At 70.6% G+C, this 19928-nt stretch carries 22 protein-coding genes and 1 pseudogene; all 23 read right to left on the bottom strand.

Features of this window, described 5'->3' with window-relative positions; genetic code table 11:
* Positions 1 to 12: 12 nt before the first annotated feature.
* The gene (rnc, locus tag VE326_12050; protein ID HYJ33940.1) at positions 13 to 1365 is read right to left on the bottom strand and encodes a ribonuclease III; all 1353 of its coding nucleotides are present in this window, start codon (positions 1363 to 1365) and stop codon (positions 13 to 15) included.
* 26 nt (positions 1366 to 1391) lie between these two features.
* Positions 1392 to 2651, bottom strand: a complete 1260-nt coding sequence (gene fabF / locus VE326_12045) for a beta-ketoacyl-ACP synthase II (protein HYJ33939.1) — start codon at positions 2649 to 2651, stop codon at positions 1392 to 1394.
* A 104-nt stretch (positions 2652 to 2755) separates the two neighbouring features.
* Positions 2756 to 3004, bottom strand: coding sequence for an acyl carrier protein (gene acpP, locus VE326_12040; GenBank protein ID HYJ33938.1), 249 nt, complete (start codon positions 3002 to 3004; stop codon positions 2756 to 2758).
* A 50-nt stretch (positions 3005 to 3054) separates the two neighbouring features.
* Positions 3055 to 3801, bottom strand: a complete 747-nt coding sequence (gene fabG, locus VE326_12035; protein ID HYJ33937.1) for a 3-oxoacyl-[acyl-carrier-protein] reductase — start codon at positions 3799 to 3801, stop codon at positions 3055 to 3057.
* Positions 3798 to 4775 carry an ACP S-malonyltransferase gene (gene fabD / locus VE326_12030; protein ID HYJ33936.1) on the bottom strand — a complete coding sequence of 326 codons (978 nt, stop codon included), beginning with the start codon at positions 4773 to 4775 and terminating at the stop codon, positions 3798 to 3800. Before fabD ends, fabG begins: the two co-directional genes overlap by 4 nt.
* Complete coding sequence (locus tag VE326_12025; GenBank protein HYJ33935.1) at positions 4772 to 5764, bottom strand: beta-ketoacyl-ACP synthase III; 993 nt, start codon at positions 5762 to 5764, stop codon at positions 4772 to 4774. Before VE326_12025 ends, fabD begins: the two co-directional genes overlap by 4 nt.
* Positions 5761 to 6792 carry a phosphate acyltransferase PlsX gene (gene plsX, locus VE326_12020; protein HYJ33934.1) on the bottom strand — a complete coding sequence of 344 codons (1032 nt, stop codon included), beginning with the start codon at positions 6790 to 6792 and terminating at the stop codon, positions 5761 to 5763. The genes VE326_12025 and plsX overlap by 4 nt, the downstream gene beginning before the upstream one ends.
* An 18-nt stretch (positions 6793 to 6810) precedes the next feature.
* Positions 6811 to 7002, bottom strand: coding sequence for a 50S ribosomal protein L32 (rpmF, locus tag VE326_12015; protein HYJ33933.1), 192 nt, complete (start codon positions 7000 to 7002; stop codon positions 6811 to 6813).
* A 42-nt stretch (positions 7003 to 7044) separates the two neighbouring features.
* A complete protein-coding gene (locus tag VE326_12010) occupies positions 7045 to 7539 on the bottom strand; it encodes a DUF177 domain-containing protein (GenBank protein HYJ33932.1) in 495 nt (164 codons plus the stop codon).
* 11 nt (positions 7540 to 7550) lie between these two features.
* Positions 7551 to 7967, bottom strand: a complete 417-nt coding sequence (gene ndk, locus VE326_12005) for a nucleoside-diphosphate kinase (protein ID HYJ33931.1) — start codon at positions 7965 to 7967, stop codon at positions 7551 to 7553.
* A gap of 298 nt (positions 7968 to 8265) precedes the next feature.
* A pseudogene (gene sucD, locus VE326_12000) lies at positions 8266 to 9129 on the bottom strand (succinate--CoA ligase subunit alpha).
* Positions 9126 to 10262: an ADP-forming succinate--CoA ligase subunit beta gene (gene sucC / locus VE326_11995; protein ID HYJ33930.1), complete on the bottom strand. Its 1137-nt coding sequence runs from the start codon at positions 10260 to 10262 to the stop codon at positions 9126 to 9128. The pseudogene sucD and the gene sucC overlap by 4 nt, the downstream one beginning before the upstream one ends.
* On the bottom strand, positions 10259 to 11680 hold the full coding sequence (locus tag VE326_11990; GenBank protein HYJ33929.1) for a cyclic 2,3-diphosphoglycerate synthase: 1422 nt from the start codon (positions 11678 to 11680) through the stop codon (positions 10259 to 10261). The genes sucC and VE326_11990 overlap by 4 nt, the downstream gene beginning before the upstream one ends.
* 341 nt (positions 11681 to 12021) lie before the next feature.
* Positions 12022 to 12603 (bottom strand): hypothetical protein, encoded by a 582-nt coding sequence (locus VE326_11985; GenBank protein HYJ33928.1) that lies wholly within the window; start codon positions 12601 to 12603, stop codon positions 12022 to 12024.
* 110 nt (positions 12604 to 12713) lie between these two features.
* Positions 12714 to 12866 (bottom strand): lmo0937 family membrane protein, encoded by a 153-nt coding sequence (locus VE326_11980; protein ID HYJ33927.1) that lies wholly within the window; start codon positions 12864 to 12866, stop codon positions 12714 to 12716.
* A 197-nt stretch (positions 12867 to 13063) separates the two neighbouring features.
* Entirely contained in the window at positions 13064 to 13540 is a 477-nt protein-coding gene (locus VE326_11975; GenBank protein HYJ33926.1) for an adenylyltransferase/cytidyltransferase family protein, read from the bottom strand.
* 1 nt (position 13541) lies between these two features.
* Positions 13542 to 14582, bottom strand: coding sequence for a D-glycero-beta-D-manno-heptose-7-phosphate kinase (rfaE1, locus tag VE326_11970; GenBank protein ID HYJ33925.1), 1041 nt, complete (start codon positions 14580 to 14582; stop codon positions 13542 to 13544).
* Entirely contained in the window at positions 14579 to 14911 is a 333-nt protein-coding gene (locus tag VE326_11965) for a hypothetical protein (protein ID HYJ33924.1), read from the bottom strand. The genes rfaE1 and VE326_11965 overlap by 4 nt, the downstream gene beginning before the upstream one ends.
* Complete coding sequence (galE, locus tag VE326_11960; GenBank protein ID HYJ33923.1) at positions 14908 to 15891, bottom strand: UDP-glucose 4-epimerase GalE; 984 nt, start codon at positions 15889 to 15891, stop codon at positions 14908 to 14910. The genes VE326_11965 and galE overlap by 4 nt, the downstream gene beginning before the upstream one ends.
* Positions 15888 to 16601, bottom strand: a complete 714-nt coding sequence (rpe, locus tag VE326_11955) for a ribulose-phosphate 3-epimerase (GenBank protein ID HYJ33922.1) — start codon at positions 16599 to 16601, stop codon at positions 15888 to 15890. The genes galE and rpe overlap by 4 nt, the downstream gene beginning before the upstream one ends.
* On the bottom strand, positions 16598 to 17551 hold the full coding sequence (locus VE326_11950; GenBank protein HYJ33921.1) for a PASTA domain-containing protein: 954 nt from the start codon (positions 17549 to 17551) through the stop codon (positions 16598 to 16600). The genes rpe and VE326_11950 overlap by 4 nt, the downstream gene beginning before the upstream one ends.
* Positions 17548 to 18912 (bottom strand): 16S rRNA (cytosine(967)-C(5))-methyltransferase RsmB, encoded by a 1365-nt coding sequence (gene rsmB / locus VE326_11945; protein HYJ33920.1) that lies wholly within the window; start codon positions 18910 to 18912, stop codon positions 17548 to 17550. The genes VE326_11950 and rsmB overlap by 4 nt, the downstream gene beginning before the upstream one ends.
* Positions 18909 to 19913, bottom strand: a complete 1005-nt coding sequence (gene fmt, locus VE326_11940; protein HYJ33919.1) for a methionyl-tRNA formyltransferase — start codon at positions 19911 to 19913, stop codon at positions 18909 to 18911. Before fmt ends, rsmB begins: the two co-directional genes overlap by 4 nt.
* Between the last annotated feature and the right edge of the window lie 15 nt (positions 19914 to 19928).

Genomic DNA, 19928 nt, shown 5'->3' with positions numbered 1-19928 from the left:
ACCAGCCGGTGCCTACTCGTGCAAGCGGGCCGCCGCATAGGGTGATCCGCGACCGGGCTCCGGCTTCTCGCTGCGCGCGCCGGAACGGTCGGTGGAACGGTCGTCGGAGCCTTCCCGTTCGTGGGAATCATCCCGCGAGGGCTCGTGCTCCCGCGGCTCGTCGTGGTCCCGCGGCGTGTCGTAGTCCCGCGGCGTGTCATAGTCCCGCGGGGCGTCGTGATCGACGGGTGATTCGTACTCCCGCGGCGATTCACCATCGCGCGTGGACTCGTCGCGCGCCGGCACCGGCTCGAACTCGCGCGGCGCCTCGCGATCGCGCGGGGCCTCCCGGTCCCGGTCTCGATCGCGCGAGCGGCGGCCTCGACGCTCGCCTCCCGAGGCGTGCCGCCCGTGGCTTCCGCCGCCGTGCGCCGGCGTTCCGGCCGCGGCCGGTCCCGGCCCCGCGTGCGGCGTTCCGACCGCGGACACCGCTTCTCCTTCGCGTCCGCGCCCGTTCCGGCGGCCGCGCCCGCCGCGACGCCGGCGGCGCCGATCGCCCGCCGCCAAGCCCTTGTCCACCGCCGCGACCTCGCCCTCCGCGCCCTTTTCCTTGACGGGATTGGCGAGCTTCTCGAAGTGGAAGAGCGCGTCGCGGGCCGCTTCCTGCTCGGCCTCCTTCTTGTTGCTCCCGTGCCCGCGGCCGTAGGTCTTCCCGCTCACGACGACCTCGACCGTGAACATCTTCTGATGGTCGGGGCCGTACTCGCTGGAGATCCGGTACTGCGGGTGGGTCTTGAACTCGCCCTGCACGTACTCCTGCAGCATGCTCTTGTAGTTGGCGAGATTCGCGTCGCTCAGGATGGCGTTCACCTCGCGCAGGAGGAGCCGCTCCGTGAGTTTCCGCGCCGGCTCGATTCCGCCGTCCAGGTACATGGCGCCGATCACCCCCTCGAGGGTGTCGGCCAGGATCGAAGCGCGGTTCCGGCCGCCCGAGCCCTTCTCGGCTTCGGAGAGCAGGATGTAGTGCCCCAGCCCGAGCTGGTTGGCGGCGCGCGAGAGGATGACGCGGCTCACGAGAAGCGATTTCATCTTCGTCAGCTCGCCCTCGCGCAGCTTGGTGAATTTCTTGTAGAGGAACTCGTTCACGACGAGCCCGACGACCGAATCGCCGAGGAATTCCATCCGCTCGTTCGATTCGCCGCTCCGTCCGGGGGTGGCGTGGAGATAGGAGCGATGGGTCATCGCCTGGCGCGCGAGCTGCGTGTTCTTGAAGTTGTAATGGAGGATCCGCTCGAGGCCCCGCAGATCGAAATCGCGATCGCGGGCGCTTCCTCGGGCGGGCGGCTTGGGGCCGTCCAGCCCCAACAGCTTTCGAATGAAGTTCACAGTGTCCGGAGCCCGTGGGCTCCGCCTTATGCCACGGTCCTCGACAACGCCAGGGTGACGTTGTGCCCACCAAAGCCCAGAGAATTGCTCAGGGCGGACTGCAGCTCGACCGGGCGTGCAGTGTTGGGGACGTAGTCGAGGTCACAGTCGGGATCGGGGTGCTCGTAGTTGATCGTCGGGGGAAGGCACTGGCTCTGGAGGGCCAGGACGCAGATGATCGTCTCCAGTCCTCCCGCCGCGCCCAGAAGATGGCCCGTCATCGATTTCGTCGAGCTGATCGCCAGCTTCTTCGCGTGTTCCCCGAACACCGACTTGATGGCTTGTGTTTCGAACTTGTCGTTGAGTGGCGTGGAGGTGCCGTGGGCGTTCATGTAGCCGAACGACTCCAGGGACAGTCCCGAGTCGCAGACGGCCGCCCTCATGGCCCGCGCCGCACCCTCACCCTCGGGGGCGGGCGCGGTCATGTGATGGGCATCTCCCGTAGCGCCATAACCGACGATCTCCGCCAGGGCGGCCGCGCCGCGCCGCTTCGCGTGCTCGTATTCCTCGAGCACCAGAATGCCGGCACCTTCCCCCATCACGAATCCGTCTCGTTCGGAATCGAAGGGGCGCGAGGCCCGGGTCGGTTCGTCGTTGCGTGTGGACATCGCCTTCATGGAGCAGAAACCGGCGAACGCGACCGGCGTGATGGGCGCCTCGCTGCCGCCCGTGATCATCACGTCCGCTTCGCCGCGCTGGATGATCCGATAGGCGTCCCCCACCGCGTGCGCACCCGAGGAGCAGGCCGACACCGTGCAGTAGTTGGGACCCTTGGCTCCGAACTGGATCGACACCATGCCGGAGGCCATGTCCGAGATCATCATTGGAATGAAGAAGGGGCTCACGCGGGAAGGACCTTTTTCCATGAGGTTCTTGTGCTGGTCCTCGAAGGTCGCGATGCCGCCGATGCCGGAGCCGATCACCACGCCGTAGCGGTTGGGATCGACGTTTCCGTCCTGGATGTTCGCCTGCGCGACGGCCTTTCGGGTGCCCGCGACGGCGTACTGGACGAACAGGTCGGCGCGGCGGGCGTCCTTCCGGTCCATGTAGTCCTCGGCCCGGAAGTCCTTCACTTCGCCCGCCATCCGCGTGTCGTATTGGGTGATGTCGAAACGCGTGACGGGGCCGATCCCCGACTCGCCCGCCGTGAGCCGCTTCCAGAACGGCGCGAGATCGGACCCGAGCGGGGAAATGACCCCCATGCCCGTGACCACGACCCGCCTCGGCTCTATCGCTCGACGCACCATGCGCTCCGCTTCTCCCATTCCCTGGCTCTTGTTCCCGCCGTTTTGCTCCCGTCGCGCCCCGACCACCGGGCGCGCCGCCGAATCAGGCGCGATTCAGTCGTGCTCTAGGCGTTCTTGGGCACGTGGGATTCCAGATACTTGATGGCGTCCGCCACCGTGGTCATCTTCTCCGCGTCCTCGTCGGGGATCTCGATGTCGAACGCCTCCTCGAGGGCCATGACCAGCTCCACCGTGTCGAGCGAGTCGGCTCCGAGATCGTCGATGAACGACGCCTCGGGAGTCACCTGCTCGGGCGCCACGCCCAACTGATCCACGATGATCTGCTTCACGCGATCTTCGCTGAAAGCTGCCATCCCTTGGGTCACCTCCCCTGAGCTTAGATTCGTCCCGACCCTCCGGGACGCTACATCACCATGCCGCCATCGACCGGCAGCACCTGCCCCGTCACGTAACCGGCCTCCTCGGAGCACAGGAAGGCCACCGCGTGCGCGACGTCGTCGGGGCTGCCGAGTCGGCCCAGGGGGATCTGCGACTGCAGCCCCTCCCTGACCTTCTCCCCCAGCCCCTCGGTCATCGAGGTCTCGATGAACCCCGGCGCGACCGCATTCACCGTAATATGACGTGATGCCAACTCCTTAGCAACGGCCTTCGTCAGTCCCAGGAGGCCGGCTTTGGAGGCGGCGTAGTTGGCCTGCCCCGCGTTTCCGATCAGCCCGATCACCGACGAGACGTTCACGATCCGCCCCCACCGCTGCTTCATCATCGGCTTGGCGAAGGCGCGCATCATCCGGAACGCCCCCTTCAAGTTCGTCGTGAGGACCAGGTCCCAGTCCTCGTCGCTCATCCGGAGCAACAGCCCGTCCTTGGTCACCCCCGCGTTGTTCACGAGGATGTCGGCCCGCCCGAACGCCTCGAGGGTCGCCGCGCAGACCCGGTCGGCTTCCTGTTCCCGAGCGGCGTCGGCCGCGAGGGGAAGCGCTTCGGCTCCCATCGCGCGAATCTCGGCGGCGGCCGACTCCAGCGCCGCCGTGTCCCTCCCCGTGAGCACCACCTTGGCGCCCTCGCAGGCGAGACGCCGCGACACCGCAAGCCCGATCCCCTTGGCGCCGCCCGTCACCACGGCGACCCGCGTGTCGAACCGTCCGCTCATCGGGGCGCCGCCGGCGCGGCGGAAGCCGCGGCGCCCGCCGCGGCGGCCGCTTCCACTTCGTCCGGGTCCTGCGAGCCGAAGAGCGCAAGCTCGCGGTCGACGCTCTTCGCCAGGCCGCGCAGCACCCGCCCGTTTCCGACCTCCACGAACCGGCGCGTCCCGCTCTCGATGAGCGCGCGCATCGTCGGCTCCCAGAGCACCGGCTGGAGGAGCTGCTCCTTCAGCGTCGCGCGCGCCTCCTCGGGCTCGCGCACCGGCTTCGCCGAGACGTTGGCGTAGACCGGAAAGCGCGGGCGCGCGAACGCCACCTGGTCCAAGGCCGCGGCCAGGCCGCGCGCCGCCGCCTCCATGAGGGGCGAATGGAACGCGGCGCTCACCGAGAGCGGCACGACCCGCTTCGCGCCGAGCCGCTTCGCCTCGTCGGACGCCCGGGCCAGCGCTTCGGGCGTCCCGGAGAGGACCACCTGCCCCGGCGAGTTGTAGTTGGCGGCCGCGAGGTCGCGCGGCGCGCCCACGGCCCGCAGCACCTCGGCGATCTGCTCCGCCGTGAGCCCGAGGACCGCCGCCATCGATCCGGGACGCTCGTCCCCGGCGTGGGCCATCGCCTCGCCGCGAGCCCGGATCAGCCGGAGCCCGTCCGCGTAGGAGAAGGTCCCCGCCGCGACGTGCGCGGCGTACTCTCCCGCGCTGTGACCCGCGGCAGCCGTGGGCACGACACCCTTCGCTTCCAGGGCGCGAAACGCGGCGACGCTCGTGGCGAGCAGCGCCGGCTGCGTGTTCTCGGTCCGGGTCAGCTCCTCCTCGGGCCCTTCGAAGCAGAGCTTCGCCAGGCCGAAGCCCAGGACCGCGTCCGCTTCCTCGAACGCGGCGCGCGACTCGGGATAGCGCTCGGCCAGCGCCTTCCCCATGCCGACGCTCTGCGAGCCCTGCCCCGGAAAGAGGAAGGCCGCGCCCGCCCGGTCGGTCGCGCTCACCACTGCACCATCGCCGCGGCCCAGGTGAAGCCGCCACCGAAGGTGACCAGCTCGACCAGGCTCCCCGGCCCGATCCGCCCGGTCCGGCGCGCCTCGTCCATCGCGAGCGGAATCGAGGCGGAGGAGGTGTTCCCGTAGCGGTCCACGTTCACGAACACCTTCTCCTGCGGCAGGCCCAGCCTTCGCGCGGTGGCGTCGATGATCCGGAGGTTCGCCTGGTGCGGGATGATCAGGTCCAGCTCCTCGGGCGTGTGTCCCGATGCGTCCAGGCACTCCATCGCGACCGATTCCATGGCGCGCACGGCGTGCTTGAAGACGTCGTTGCCGCTCATCGTGATGGTGTGAAGGCGCTGGTCCACCGTCTCGTGCGACGGCGGCCGGAGCGATCCCCCCGCCGGCATCTCGAGCAGGTGGACCAGCGATCCGTCGCTGTGGAGGCAGATCGCGAGGATCCCCCCGGGCGTTCCGGTCGACCGGAGCACGACCGCGCCCGCGGCGTCGCCGAAGAGCACGCAGGTGTTCCGGTCGGTCCAGTTCACGATGCGCGAGAGGGTCTCGACGCCGACCACCAGCACGGTCTCGGCCGCGCCGACGCGGATGGCGTTGTAGCCGAGCGAGAGCCCATAGAGGAAGCCCGCGCACGCCGCCGAGATGTCGAAGGCATGCGCCTTGGCGGCGCCCAGGTTGTCTTGCAGGAGGCAGGCGGTGGACGGGAAGACGCGGTCCCCCGTCACGGTGCCGACGATGATCTGGTCCAGCGCCGAGCCGTCGATCTTGGCGTCGGCGAGCGCCTTCTTCGCGGCCTCGGTGGCGAGCACCGACGAGGGCGTCGCCGGATCGGAGATCCGCCGCTCCTTGATGCCGGTGCGGCTCTGGATCCACTCGTCGGACGTGTCGACGATCTGTTCCAGGTCCTTGTTCGTGAGGACCCGCGTGGGCGTGTGGGACCCGGTGCCGATGATGTGGACGTCGCGCGCGGTCGCGATCATGCGGCCGCCGGAGTCAGGCGCTCCAGCTCCAGGCGGATCGAATCGGCCACGCGCGCCTCGGCGCAGCGCGCGGCCACCTTGATGGCGTTCTTGATCGCGCGCGGGTTGGAGCGGCCGTGGCCGATGATGCAGGTGCCGTCCACTCCCAGGAGCGGCGCGCCGCCGACCTCGGCGTAGTCGAGGCGCCGCTTCAGCCGCCGAAACGCGGGCTTCAGGAGCAGCCCGGCCGTCATGCTGAGCGGGTGGGCGCTGATCTCGTCCTTGATCATGGTGGAGAGGCTGGGAATCACGCTCTCCGCGAACTTGAGCAGCACGTTGCCGACGAAGCCGTCGCACACGACCACGTCGGCCGTGCCGAGGATGATGTCCTTGCCCTCGACGTTTCCGACGAAGTGGATCGGGCTCCGCTTCAGGAGCTGGTGCGCCTCGTAGTAGAGCTCGCTCCCCTTCTCCGCCTCCTCGCCGATGTTCAGGAGGCCGACGCGCGGGCGCTCGATCCCGAGCACGAGGCGCGCGTAGATGCTGCCCATGACGGCGAACTGGTAGAGGTGGGACGGTTTGCAGTCGGAGGTGGCGCCCACGTCCAGGATCACGACGTTCCCCTGGGGCGTCGGCAGCACGGTGGCGATGGCGGGGCGGTGGATCTGCGCGATGCGCCCGATCTCGAAGAGGGCGGCCGCGACGACCGCGCCGGTGTTCCCGGCGGAGACGAGGGCGTCGGTCTCGCCGCTCTTGTGCAGGCGGGCCGCGACGCTGATCGAGGAGTCGCGCTTCTTCCGGACGCTCTGCGCCGCGGATTCGGCCATCTCGATCACTTCGGCGGCGTGGATCACGCGGGGGAGACGGTCGCGGACGCCGAGGCGGTCGGCCTCGGCCTGGATCTCCCGCTCGTCACCGATCAGGGCCACGTCGAACGAGGCGCCCGGCTCGCCGAGCGCCTCGAGCGCGCCCTCGATCACGACGCGGGGCGCCAGGTCGCCTCCCATGGCATCCACCCCGATGACCGGGCCCTTCCCTTGCTGGCGCATGGTCGTTGGCGTGGAAGCCTACGAAGCCCGGAGACCCTCCCGCGCGATCACCTCTTCGCCGGCGTAGTAGCCGCAGTGCGCGCAGACCCGGTGCGGCAGCTTGGGCTGGCTGCAGTGGGAGCAGAGCGACCGCGACGGCATGCGAAGCTTCCAGTTCGTCCGGCGCTTCTTGCCGCGGGTGCTCGAGTGCCTTCTCTTGGGTACCGCCATGGTTCGTTCCTCTCGTGGCTGGACGCCGGGTTCCGGTGCGGCCTATCGGGCCGCGCCCTGGGCGACGGCGCGTTCGCAGCGGCAGGGTCCGGCGTTCCGGTCCTCGCCGCACTGCGGGCAGAGGCCCCTGCAGTCCTCGCGGCAGAGCGGCTTCATCGAGAGACCCAGGATCACCGCTTCCCGGATCTCGTCGTCGATGGAAAGGGTCCGGCCGTCGTGGAAGTGAACCCCGCCATCTTCTTCATCCAACGCCGGATGGCCCTGGACGTTCGAGGCCGGGACCTTAGCACAGAAGACGTCGAACTCCAATTCCAGTTTCTCGGGAAACTCGACCAGGCACCGGCTACATTCCTGGTGCGCCGTGGTTTGCGCCTTCCCGCGGATCCAGATCTCATCGAAGCGACGGTCCAGGTTGAGCGACAGGTGGATGGGCGCGTCCAGGACCGCCTCCGTCGGCAAGAGCCCGACGGAATCGCCCGTAACGTCCATTTCCAGATGGGTCTGGCCCTGGGCCAGCTCTCTCAGGTCGATCTGCATGGCCCTTTAGATTAGCGGGCGGCTCCCACGGCGTCGAAAAAGAACGGGATCTCGGTCGCGGCCGACTCGGGCGAGTCGGAAGCGTGGACGGCGTTGTTCTGCTTGCTCTCCGCGTAGAGCGCGCGGATCGTCCCCGGCTTCGCTTCCTTGGGATCGGTCGCGCCGATCAGATCGCGGAGCGCCTTGATGGCGTTCTCGCGCTTCAGCAGGCAGGGGACCGCGGGGCCCGAGGACATGAACGACACCAGGTCACCCAGGAACGGCTTCCCCTCGTGCACGGCGTAGAACTGCCGCGCGCGATCCGGAGTGAGCCGCACCATCCGCATCTCGGCGACCGTGAACCCCGCTTTTTCCACCTCGGCCAGGATCAGGCCGATCTTCCCCGCCCGGACGGCGTCCGGCTTGATCATGAACAGCGTCGATTCCACGCGCCCTCCATGTCGTCGCGCGCGCAGCGCGCGACAAGACTGAGGCGCCCCCGGATGGCTCCAGGCAGCGCCTCGAACACTTCCGTTCCGATCAGTGACGCGATTTCGACCTTGCCGGCTTGGCGCGTCTCTTGGCCGCCGGGCGCGCTCCCGCCCGCTTCTTCGTGGCCCCGCGCTTCGCCGCGGACGTCGCGGCCGGACGCGGCGCGACGCGCTTCTTCGGCGCCGCCTTCTTCCCTGCGGCCGCGGCGCGCGAGGCTCCCCCGGCCACGACGCGCAGCTTCGGCCGGCCGCGCTCCAGCGCCGTCTTCACCAGCCGCGGGATGTCGGACGGGACCTTCGCGACCGGCACCCCCGCGCGCTCGAAGCGCGCGATCTTCTCCTGCGCCGTGCCCGATCCGCCCGAGACGATGGCGCCGGCGTGGCCCATCCGCTTTCCGGGAGGCGCCGTCTGCCCCGCGATGAACGCCACGACCGGCTTCGTCATGGTGGACTCGATGAGCGCGGCGGCTTCCTCCTCGTCCGCGCCGCCGATCTCGCCGATCAGCACGACCGCGTCGGTCTTGTCGTCCCCCTCGAAGAGGGCCAGCGCGTCGGTGAAGCGCGTGCCGATGATCGGATCCCCGCCGATCCCGATGCAGGTCGACTGTCCCATCTTGGCGCGCGTGAGCTGCCAGACCACCTCGTAGGTGAGCGTTCCGCTCCGGCTGACCAGGCCGATCCGCCCCGGCGCGTGGATGAACCCGGGCATGATTCCCACCTTGCACTGCCCCGGGGAGATGAGCCCCGGGCAGTTGGGTCCGATCAGCCGCGTCGAGCGGCCGCTCAGGTAGGCGGCGATCTCGATCATGTCGCGTGCCGGAATCCCCTCGGTGATGCAGACCACGAGCGGGATCTCGGCATCGGCGGCCTCGTAGATCGCGTCCTGGGCCAGCGACGCCGGAACGTAGATGACGGAGACGTCGGCCTTGGTCTTCTGGACCGCCTCCTCGACCGAGTCGAAGACGGGGATGCCGTCCAGGTCGGTGCCCCCCTTGCCGGGGGTCACTCCCGCCACGACGCGGGTGCCGTAGTCGCGCATCTGCTTGGCGTGGAAGGAGCCGTCCCGCCCCGTGATTCCCTGCACCAGCACGCGGGAGCTGCGATCGATGAGGATGCTCATGCCGCCTCCGCCGCGCGCGCGATCACGGCCCGGACCGCCTCGTCCATGTCGCTCAGGGCCGTCATGCCGCGCGCGCTCAGGAGATCCCGCGCTTCCTGCTCGTTCGTTCCGGTGAGGCGGATCACGATCGGCAGCTTCATGCCGATCCGGTCGAGCGCGGTCAGGAGCCCTCGCGCCACGTCGTCGCAGCGCGTGATGCCCCCGAAGATGTTGAACAGGACCGCGCGCACGCGCGCGTCCCGGGTCAGGATGTTCATCGCGGCGGTCACCTTGTCTGGATTCGACGAGCCGCCGATGTCCAGGAAGTTGGCCGGCTTGCCGCCGTGGTACTGGATCAGGTCCATCGTGGCCATCGCGAGCCCGGCCCCGTTCACGACGCAGCCGATCGTGCCGTCGAGCCGCACGTAGGAGAGCCCTTTCTCGCGCGCTTCCACCTCGCCCGGGTCCTCGGCGCCCAGATCGCGCATCCCGGCGAGCTCGGCGTGGCGGTCGAGGGCGTTGTCGTCGATGACCACCTTGGCGTCGAGCGCGGCGACCTCGCCCCTCGCGGAGACCACGAGCGGATTGATCTCGGCGAGCGAGGCGTCCTGGTCGTGGTAGAGCGCGGCCAGCTTCGTCAGGATCGGAACGATCTGCTTCTGCACGGCGAAGCGCGGGTCGAGAAAGCGCGCCGCGGCCCGGGCCCGGTACGCCGGGAGCCCGCGGCCGTCGAGATGCACGCGCAGGATCTTCTCCGGCGCCATGCGCGCGACCTCCTCGATGTCGACGCCCCCCGAGGGGCTCACCATGAGGAGGGGCGTCTCGAACTTCCGGTCGAGCACGATGCCGGCGTAGAACTCCTTCTCGATGTCCGTGGCGGGCGTGATCAGCACCTGCCGCACGACGTGGCCCCGGATGTCCATGCCCAGGATCCGCCCCGCCTCGCGCATCACCTCGTCCCGGTTCTTCACGATCTTCACGCCGCCCGCCTTGCCGCGTCCGCCGATCAGGACCTGGGCCTTCACCACGACGGGATAGCCGAGACGGTCGGCGATCGCCGCGGCGTCGTCCGCCGAGCGCGCCACCTCGCCCGGCGGAACCGGGATTCCCGCCGCGCGGAACAGCTCCTTGCCCTGGAATTCGTGCAGGTTCATCGCTTCCCCCGCCCGCGGGAGCGGCCGGTCGGCACCGGCGGCTTGTTCGCCGCCCGGGCCACCCGCCCCTTGCCGGGACGGACCGGCGCGGCGCCCTTCCGCGCGGCGGACTTCCCCGAGCGGGCCGCGAGGAATTCGCCGATCACGTCCTCCAGCTTCGGCCGTCCGATCTCCTCCAGCTCGTAGCCCACCCGAACGGTGGGATGCTTGATGTCCACCAGGCGCCGGAGGTCGATCGGCGTCGCGATCACGACGACGTCGCACTCGCAGGCGTTGATCGTCCGCTCCATGTCGCGGAGCTGCGTGCCCGAGTACCCCATGGCGGGGAGGAGGGCGCCGATCCCGGGATACTGGCGGAAGGTGTCCTTGATCTCGCCGACCAGCCAGGGACGGGGATCGACGATCTCCCGCGCGCCCCAGCGCTTGGCCGCGATCACGCCGGCGCCGTACTTCATCTCGCCGTGGGTCAGCGTCGGGCCGTCCTCGATCACCAGCGCGCGGCGGTCCTTGATCCGGTCGGGCCGGTCCACGGAGATCGGCGAGGCCCCGTCCACGATGACCGCCCCGGGATTGAGCTGCTGCACCGAGGCGCGCACCGCTTCCACGTTCGTGTAGTCGGTGGTGCCGACCTTGTTGATGACGACCACGTCGGCGATCCGGGTGTTGATCTCCCCCGGATGATAGGTGCGCTCGTGCCCCGGCCGGTGCGGATCGGCCACGACGATCTGGAGGTCCGGCTTGTAGAAGGAGAAGTCGTTGTTGCCGCCGTCCCACACGATCACGTCCGCCTCCTTCTCGGCGGCGGCCAGGATCTCGGCGTAGTCCACGCCCGCGTAGACGATGGTGCCGCGGTCGATGTGCGGCTCGTACTCCTCGCGCTCCTCGATGGTGCACTTGTGGCGGTCGAGGTCGGCGTAGGTGGCGAACCGCTGCACCCCCTGGCGCCCCAGGTCGCCGTAGGGCATCGGATGGCGGATCGCGACGACGCGCTTGCCCATCCCCTTCAGCACCTCGCACACCTTGCGCGTGGTCTGGCTCTTCCCCGAGCCGGTCCGGACCGCGTTCACCGCGATCACCGGGACCTTGCTCTGCAGCATGGTGCTGCGCGGTCCCATGATCATGAAGTCGGGGCCCAGGCTGGCCACCCACGACGCCTTGTGCATCACGTACTCGTGGGAGACGTCGCTGTAGGCGAAGACGACCAGGTCGACGTCCTGGTCACGGATCAGCTCCGGCAGCTCCTGCTCCGAGAAGATCGGGATCCCCTTGGGGTAGAGCTTTCCGGCGAGAGACCGCGGATAGCGGCGATCGTCGATCCCCGGAATTTGAGCCGACGCCGTGAACGCCACGACCTGGTACTCCGGTCGCGTCTTGAAGTACGTGTTGAAGTTGTGAAAGTCGCGCCCGCCGGCGCCCATGATCACGACCCTTCTCTGGCGTTTCACTCGAGGCACCCCTTCTTCTGGAGTCGTCGCGACGGCGCTCACGGGGCAAGGCGGCGGGATCTTCGAGCCGCTCGCCGGGCTTCGGGAGACGCCGGACGGATCTTCATTGCGTGGACGGCGATCAGGTGCAACAGATTAAACACTAGGGGCTTACGCTGTCAATGGTCCCCTCGGTGGCCGGCTGGGCGGGATTCCGCAGCCGCCCCAGCTGGCGTCGGAGCGCCCCAAATGCTTCGGGCCTCCGGAGATGCGCTCCCGGAGGCCCGAGTCCATGCCCATGAGCGGCGCGCCCTGGAGGACGCGCCCGTTTCAGCTCAGCGCTCGCCTCCGAACAGATAGACGTGGAAGCCGACGTTGGTGAAGTTGTTGCCGAGCGTGAAGAAGGAGTTCTCCTTGTCGCCGCCGCCGGCGGGATCGAAGCTGTCGTACCCGATCCCGTGGCTCGCCGAGACGCTGAAATTGTCCAGGAGGAACGCCTCCGCCTCCAGCTCGCCGGTGATCAGCAGGTCCTTGTTGGTGTCGGTGTCGAACGGAGCGATCCCGAGCGGATCGGTCTCCACCTGCCGGCTCTCGTACGCCAGGCCGGGACGGAAGAGGAAATGGAGCCGCGACCAGCTCTTCAGGACGATCGGGATGCCCACGTCGAAGCGGAACGTGGAGAGGTGCTCGTTCGAATAGATGAAGGACGGCTCCCGGTCGTATCCCAGGCCCAGATCGACACCGACCTTCTGCCCCGCCAGCCACCAGCGGACGCCGATCGGCGCGAGATCGTTGTGGAACCCTAGAGCGATGCTCTTGTGCTCGGCGGGAGGCATGTCCTGCGCGATCGCAAACGACGGCGCGATCGTGAACAGGGCGAACAGGGTCACGGCCAGGACCGACAGCGATCGGTTCATTCGATTCCCTCCTGGGAAAGTCCGAGTGCGAGGGCCGCGGCATGTGCCCGATGCCACGGCCAGGGTCGCCCGTCAGGCACGGCGTGAAGCGTTTCGGCTCGGAGAGCCCGTCAGACCACCGGCCTCCGCCCCGAGACGAGACGGATGATGATCGCGATGACGGCAAGCACGAGGAGGATATGGATGAGGCCGCCGAGCGTGTAGTGGGTGAGCATGCCGAGCAGCCACATCACCACGAGCAGCACAGCGATGGTTTCGATCATGGCGTTCTCCAATCGTTAAGGAACGTGGAGCGTTCCGCGTGCGTCGACGTACGTACGACGGCCGGAATGGTAGGCACTCCCACGGAGCGGGTCAATCGAGGGAGATGGGAGTGGGTCGCTCGGCGGCGGCGGCGGGCGACGGCACGGACCGGCGCGCCCGTGCCGGTGAATCGAGGAACGAATTGTGTTCCGGCGCGTTACACGCGCCGGGACATCTCGGCATGCTGTTTGCTCAACAGCTTCGTCGAAGAATGTTCGGCCACCGTCGGAAAAATGTCGACGCGTCCCCCCGCGGCCACCACGGTTTCGCGTCCCACCACCTCTTCCGGCTTGTAGTCGCCTCCCTTGACGAGCACGTCGGGCAGGAGCGCCTCGATGACGCCACGCGGCGTCTCGTCGTCGAAGACGAAGACGCCGTCCACGTCGGAGAGCGCGGCGAGGATCGTGGCGCGGTCGGCTTCCTGCTGCACCGGACGGCCCCGCCCCTTCAGCGCGTGGACGGAGCGGTCGGAGTTGATCCCGACCAGGAGGTAGTGCCCCAGCCGCTTGGCGTGCGCGAGGAGCGCGACGTGGCCCGGATGGAGGATGTCGAAGCAGCCGTTCGTGAAGACGAAGGTCTGGGAGAGGACCCGGGCCGCGGCCCGGCGGCGCAGCGCATCCTCGAACGTGAGCACCTCACCCAAGGGCGGGCTCCTCGAGCGAGGCGATCAGCTCGGCGGCCCCGGCGGCCGCCGTCCCGACGTGGGCGACGACGAGCCCTGCGGCGTGATTGGCCAGGACGCAGGCCTCGGGCAGCGTCGCCTGGGCCGCGAGGGCGGCGCCCATCGCGGCCACGACCGTGTCCCCCGCGCCCGTGACGTCGTAGACCTCGCGGGCGCGCGTCGGGAAGTGCGTGTGCCCCTCGGCGGTGAAGAGCGACATCCCCTCTTCGCCGCGCGTGATCAGGACGGAGCGGGCGTCCAGCCGCTCGCGCAGGCCGAAGCCGGCCTCGAGCAGCGACTCGGCGTCGCGAAGCTTCCGCCCCCAGGCCTGCGAGGCCTCGGCCACGTTCGGCGTGATCACGGTAACCCCCCGGTAGCGGAAGAAATGCTCTTCCTTGGGATCGACGGCCACCGGGACGCCGCGGCGCGAAAGCTCGGGAAGCAGCCGGTCGAGGAGCTCGGGCGTGACCACGCCCTTGCCGTAGTCGCTCACGATAGCCGCGTCGGCGCGGCCGGCCGCGGCGCGGATCCGCTCCCAGAGCAGCTCCTGGGCCGTAGCCCCGGCGGGCTCCCGGCTCTCCTCGTCCGCGCGGAGGACCTGCTGGTGGTGGGCGATGATGCGGGTCTTGAGCGTGGTGCGGCGGGAGGCATCCCGGACCACGCCCCGCTCCGGCTCCACGCGCCGCTCGGCCAGGAGACGGGCGCATTCCTCGCCCGCGGCATCCGCGCCGAGAAGGCCGCAGAGGATCGGCGTGGCCCCGAGCGCGCGCACGTTGTGCGCGACGTTCGCCGCACCGCCCAGACGGAGCTCTTCTTTCTCCACGTCCACGACCAGGACCGGCGCCTCGGGCGAGACGCGGCTCGCGCGCCCCCAGAGGTAGCGATCCAGGATCACGTCGCCCACGACCAGGACCGTGCGCCCGGCCATCGCCCGCACCCGGGCGGCCAGGTCCCCGCCCGCCCCTCGCGCGGGAACGGACACCGCTCCGGGAGGAGCGCTGGGAAGCGGCTTCACGCCGCGTCGCCTCCTTCGCCCTCCGGGCTCTTCTTGCGCGTCGTGGTCCGCGGGCGCGAGGCCAGGAAATCGCGGATCAGCGTCTTCGCCCGCGCTTCGTCGCGCTCGAGCACCTCGATCTTCCCCCAGTACCCGTGCCCCACCGACTCCACGCCGGGCAGCATCGAGATCTCGACCGGCTGCAAAAAGGCGTCGATCCCCTGCTCGCGCAGGAAATCGGCCAGCATCGTGCCGGTGGCCTCGTCGGGCACGTCGTGCACCCGCACCAGCTCTTCGGGGATCTTGTCGGGCTCCAGCTCGTCTTCGTCGTGTTTCGGCCGCTCGGTCATGCCTCGTATCCCTCCGGGAAGCGCTGCCGCCACTGCCAGGCAGTCTCCACCATTTCGCTCAGTTCCTCGAATTGCCGGGTCCAGCCTAACACGCGCCACGCCTCGGCGGCGGATGCGATCAGGACCGGCGGGTCCCCCGCCCGGCGCGGGGAATCCTGCGTCGGGACGGGCCGTCCGGTGACCTCCTCGACGGTTCGAATCACCTGCCGGACTGAGCTCCCGGTGCCGGTCCCCAGGTTCAAGGTCACGCTCGCGCCCCCCTCCATCAGGTAGCGCATCGCGCGCAGATGGGCGTCGGCGATGTCGACGACGTGGATGTAGTCGCGGATCGCCGTGCCGTCCTCGGTCGGATAATCGCTGCCGTAGACCGGGACCGGGCCCTTGGCGCCGCGCGCCGCGTCGATCACCAGCGGGATCAGGTGGGTCTCGTTCCGGTGATCCTCGCCTCGGTCGATGCTCGCGCCCGCCACGTTGAAGTAGCGGAGGGCGACGTAGCGGAGTCCGTCGGTCTCGCCCCGCTCCCGCAGCATCCGCTCGAAGCGGAGCTTGGTCTCGCCGTAGGGGTTCCCGGGCATGAGGCGCGAGTCCTCGCGGAGCGGCATCGGCGCCGTCGCGTCGTACACCGCCGCCGTGGACGAGAAGACCATCCGCTTCACCCCGTGGTCGCGCATGGCGTCGAGGAGGATCTTTCCGTACTCGACGTTCGCCCGCGTATAGAGGTCGGGGTGCGCGACCGATTCCGACACGATCGACTTGGCCGCGAGGTGGATGACGCAGTCGATCTCCTTGGTCGTGAACGCCTCGCGGAGTTTCTCGGGGTCCTGGATGGCCCCCGCGACGAGGAGCGCCAGCGGCGGCACCGCCGCCCGGTGCCCCGTGGAGAGGTCGTCGAGCACGATCGCCGAGTGGCGCGCGCGCACGAGCTCCTCGGCCACGATGCTGCCGATGTAGCCCGCGCCGCCGACGACCAGCGCGTTCACGGCCGGGCGAGCGACGCGCCGAGGGCGCGGACCGCCCCCGCGGGATCGGAGGCGTGGAAGATCGAGTGCCCCGCGACGAAGGCGTCGGCGCCCGCGCGTTCGGCGATCGGCGCGGTCCGGACGTCGATCCCGCCGTCCACCATGACGAGGCAGTCCAGCCCGCGCTCGGCGACGACCCGCCGCGCCGCGGCGATCCGCTCGGGAGAGCCGGGGAGGAACGCCTGGCCGCCCGCGCCGGGCTCGACCGTCATGACGAGCGCGATGTCGCACTCGGGGAGTGCCGGGATCAGGCGCTCCATCGGCGTCGCGGGCTTGATCGAGAGCCCCGCGCGCAGGCCGCGCGCGCGGATGGCCCGGGCCGCGGCCGCGGGATCGTCCACCGCCTCCACGTGCACGATCAGGTGATCGGCGCCGGCATCGGCGAAGGCGGGAAGGTGGCGGAGCGGATCGACGATCATGAGGTGCACGTCGAGCGGCAGGCGGGTCATCTTCCGGATCCCGGCGACGACGATCGGGCCGAACGTGAGATTGGGGACGAACTGCCCGTCCATGACGTCCACGTGGATGAAGTCGGCCCCCGCCGCTTCCACCGTCGCGATCGCCTCGGCGAGGCGGGCGAAGTCGGCGGAGAGGATCGAGGGGCAGACGCGGCGGCGCCCGGGAGCGGACCACGTCCCGGCGGCGCCCCGCGCTTCCGGGGCGCCCTTCATGGGTTCACGTAGAGGACGATCGAGTCGCGCGGAGCGACGCGATGTCCCGGCGGCGGATCCTGTCCCGTGACGGCGTCGGCGGGTCCGTGGGCCGCGCCCATCGGGCGGATCGCGACGGAGAATCCCTCGTCGCGAAGCCCCCGCGCGGTCCCCGAGCCGTCGCGTCCCGTCAGGTCGGGGAGAACGAAGCCGCGCGGCGGCGGGCCGAGACTGACGAGGAGATCCACCACCGTCTCCTGCTCCACGACCGTCTCCCCCGGAGGGTCGCTCGCGATCACCAGGTCCTTGCCGATCTCGTCGGTGTAGACGCGCGCCACCTTTCCGCGCCGGAGGCCCGAGCTTTCGAGCTGGATGCCGGCCTGCCGCTCGGACATGCCGTCCAGCACGGGAACGCTGGTCCCCTGCGCACCGAGGCTCACCACCACCGAGATGCGCCGGCCGCGCTTCACCGAGCCTCCGGCGGCCGGATCCTGCGCCGCGATGAAGCCGCGCGGCACGTCGGGGCTCCACTGCTCGGAGATCTTGGAGAGGCGGAGATCCTCCGAGGCCAGCACCCGCTCGGCCTCGCGCTCGGAGAGTCCCGTCACCTCGGGCACCGGCACTTCCGCTCCCTGCCGGGTGAAGCTGGGCATGAGCACCAGGTTGATCACGAGAAACCCGCCGATCAGCGCGACCGCCGAGAGGAGGAGGGTGCCCGTGATGATGTTGAAGCGCGGACCGCGGCGGCGCTCCGCGCGGGGCGGTGCTACGGCCTCGGGCGAGAGCGCGTCGAGCGCGATCGGCGAGCGGTCGATGGGCCGGTCGCCGTCCTCAGGGGGCGGATCGGCCAGCTTGGTCTCCGGCGCGGTGCTCAGCGAGGCGCCCGTCTCGGCCCCGCGCACGCGATCGGCTTCGCGCTGCGCGAGCGCGCGGCGGCGCCAGGGCTCGACCGGACGCCGGCGGCCCCTCATCGGCGCGCGAGCCTCGCCGCGAACACGCCGTCGGTGCCGTGGAGGTGCGGCAGCGCGCGGAAGAAGGGCTCGGAACCGCGGAAGGAAGGCGGGAGAAACGGGCGAGCGTCGTCGAGGGAGAATTCCGGATGTCGGCTCAGAAACGGCGTCACGATCGCGTCGGTCTCCTCCGGTTCGAGGGAGCAGACACTATACACCAGAACGCCGCCGGCCAAGACGAGCGGCGCGGCCGCATCGAGCAGCGCCGCCTGCAGCGCCGCCATCTCCGCGATCGCGTCCGGCTCCTTGCGCCAGCGCGCGTCGGCGCGGCGTCGGAGCACGCCCAGGCCCGAGCAGGGCGCGTCGACGAGCACGCGGTCGAACGGGCCGCGCAGGGGCGGTGCCGTCGCGTCCCCGCACACCGTCCAGGCATGCGCGAGCCCCAGGCGCTCCACGAGGTTCGCGCGCAGGGCCCGTGCGCGGCTCGGGTGCCGCTCCAGCGCGACCACCGAACCCGAGGGCGCGACCGCTTCGGCGATCTGCGAGGCCTTGCCGCCCGGCGCGGCCGCGACGTCGAGCGCGCGATGCCCCGGCCGGGGATCGAGGACCGGCACGACGCACGCCTCCGCCTCGTCCTGCAGCGAGAGGGAGCCTCCGCGGAAGAGCGGCGAGCGCGCCGCCGTGAACCCGTCCGCCACCAGCAGCACCGGCCCCCCGTTCGGCCCCGGCTCCACGGCGAACCCCTCGGCGCGCAGCGCTTCCGCGAGCGCTTCGGTCGAGGTGCGCGCCCGGTTGGCGCGCACCGAGACGCGCGGCTCGACGTTGTCGGCCGCGAGGAGGCGGCCCGCCTCTTCGGGGCCGTAGCGCGCCACCCAGCGCTCCACCAGCCAGCGCGGATGCGAATGCTCGACCGCGAGGCGCGCCGCCGGATCGGACGCCGCGTCCGGGAGCAGCGCCAGGGCGCCCCCCGCCAGCCGCCGCAGCACGGCGTTCACGAGCCCGGCCGTGCCCGGATGCCCGTACTTCTTCGCGAGCTTCACGCTCTCGTCCACGGCCGCCGAGGAGGGCACGCGCGTGAGCACCAGGATCTGGAACGCCCCGATCCGAAGCGTCTCGCGGATCCAGAGAGGAAGCTCGTCCCACCGGGGGCCGGTCAGCGCGGCCAGGTGGTGATCGAGCAGAGCGCGATGGCGCAGCGTCCCCTGCACGAGCGTCGTGACGAGCGCGGCGTCGCGCGGGGCCAGCGCCGAATCGCGGAGGCGGCTCTCGAGCAGCCGGTCGGAATAGGCGCGGCGGCTCTCCGCCGCGGCCAGGATCTGGAGCGCGAGCTCGCGCGGGCCGACCGGCTTCCGCCGGCGCGGCAGGGCGGGACGCCGCGTCACGACGAACCCTTCGAGCGCGCGCCGGGCGCGGGCGCGCCAAGGATGATCGGGAGCCGGTCTCCCGGCTTGAGCCGCTTTCCATTCGCGTACTCGGCGCCCGACATCGCTCTCCGTCCCGCCGGCTTCACGCGCTGGAGCCAGAGCGACCCCCGCGAGAGCGCGATCTCCACGCCGCGGGCGCGGTCGATCGCGAGCACGGTCCCCGGGGCCGTCGCGGGGACCGTCGCGGAGCCGGGCTCGGCGGCGAGCAGGAGGAGCCGGTCGCCCTCGGTGGACGCCCCGGCCGCATCGAGGACGAAATAGGCGCCCGGCTCGGGGGCGAACGCGCGCACGAGGCGGGCCAGCGTCTCCGGCGACGCGCCGGGATCGAGCCGCGCGTCGGCGGGGCGGATCTTCTTGGCCATCGTGGCGCGCGCGGGGTCCTGTTCCTCGCGCCGGATCTCCCCGGCCTCGATCCGTTCGAGCGATTCGGCGAGGCACGCGGCGCCGAGCGCGGCCAGGCGGGCGCCGAGCGCTCCGGCGTCCTCGCCCGGCTCGATCGCGGTGCTCCTCTTGAGAAAGACCGGCCCCTCGTCGAGCCCCTCGGTCATCCACATCGTGGTCACCCCCGTCTCGGCGTCGCCCGCGAGGATGGCCGCCTGAACCGGGGCGGCCCCGCGGTGGCGCGGCAGGAGCGAGTAGTGCACGTTGAGGGCGCCCAGCCTCGGCGTGGCGAGCAGCGCCGCGGGGAAGATCTGCCCGTACGCGGCGACGATCAGGAGATCGGGCTGGAGCGCGCGGATGCGCTCGATCGCCTCGGGCGCGCCCGCCCGGGACGGCGTCTCGACGGGCAGCCCGAGCTGGAGCGCGGCCTCCTTGACCGGGGATGCCGACGAAGCGAGGCCGCGCCCCTTGGGACGGTCGGGGCGCGTCACCACGAGGAGGGGGGCGCGTCCGTCTTCGACCAGGCGCCGGAGCGGCGGCACGGCGAGCGCCGGCGTGCCGTAATAGACGAGGCGCATGTCAGTCCCTGGGAA

The organism is Candidatus Binatia bacterium (assembly GCA_035631035.1).
GTDB lineage: Bacteria > Eisenbacteria > RBG-16-71-46 > SZUA-252 > SZUA-252 > DASQJL01.
The sequence above is the reverse complement of the archived record's forward strand: the minus strand, read 5'-3'. Positions and strand labels throughout refer to the sequence as shown.

Coding starts and splice junctions, on each gene's coding strand:
- VE326_12010 (HYJ33932.1), bottom strand. CDS start 7,539: ATGCAGATCGACCTGAGAGAGCTGGCCCAGGGCCAGACCCATCTGGAA.
- VE326_11990 (HYJ33929.1), bottom strand. CDS start 11,680: ATGGGCGCCGGCGGGCGCGACTTTCACAACTTCAACACGTACTTCAAG.
- fmt (HYJ33919.1), bottom strand. CDS start 19,913: ATGCGCCTCGTCTATTACGGCACGCCGGCGCTCGCCGTGCCGCCGCTC.
- fabG (HYJ33937.1), bottom strand. CDS start 3,801: ATGAGCGGACGGTTCGACACGCGGGTCGCCGTGGTGACGGGCGGCGCC.
- VE326_11950 (HYJ33921.1), bottom strand. CDS start 17,551: ATGAGGGGCCGCCGGCGTCCGGTCGAGCCCTGGCGCCGCCGCGCGCTC.
- VE326_11985 (HYJ33928.1), bottom strand. CDS start 12,603: ATGAACCGATCGCTGTCGGTCCTGGCCGTGACCCTGTTCGCCCTGTTC.
- plsX (HYJ33934.1), bottom strand. CDS start 6,792: ATGCGCCAGCAAGGGAAGGGCCCGGTCATCGGGGTGGATGCCATGGGA.
- VE326_11980 (HYJ33927.1), bottom strand. CDS start 12,866: ATGATCGAAACCATCGCTGTGCTGCTCGTGGTGATGTGGCTGCTCGGC.
- acpP (HYJ33938.1), bottom strand. CDS start 3,004: ATGGCAGCTTTCAGCGAAGATCGCGTGAAGCAGATCATCGTGGATCAG.
- rpmF (HYJ33933.1), bottom strand. CDS start 7,002: ATGGCGGTACCCAAGAGAAGGCACTCGAGCACCCGCGGCAAGAAGCGC.
- rpe (HYJ33922.1), bottom strand. CDS start 16,601: ATGAAGGGCGCCCCGGAAGCGCGGGGCGCCGCCGGGACGTGGTCCGCT.
- VE326_12025 (HYJ33935.1), bottom strand. CDS start 5,764: ATGATCGCGACCGCGCGCGACGTCCACATCATCGGCACCGGGTCCCAC.
- VE326_11965 (HYJ33924.1), bottom strand. CDS start 14,911: ATGACCGAGCGGCCGAAACACGACGAAGACGAGCTGGAGCCCGACAAG.
- fabF (HYJ33939.1), bottom strand. CDS start 2,651: ATGGTGCGTCGAGCGATAGAGCCGAGGCGGGTCGTGGTCACGGGCATG.
- sucC (HYJ33930.1), bottom strand. CDS start 10,262: ATGAACCTGCACGAATTCCAGGGCAAGGAGCTGTTCCGCGCGGCGGGA.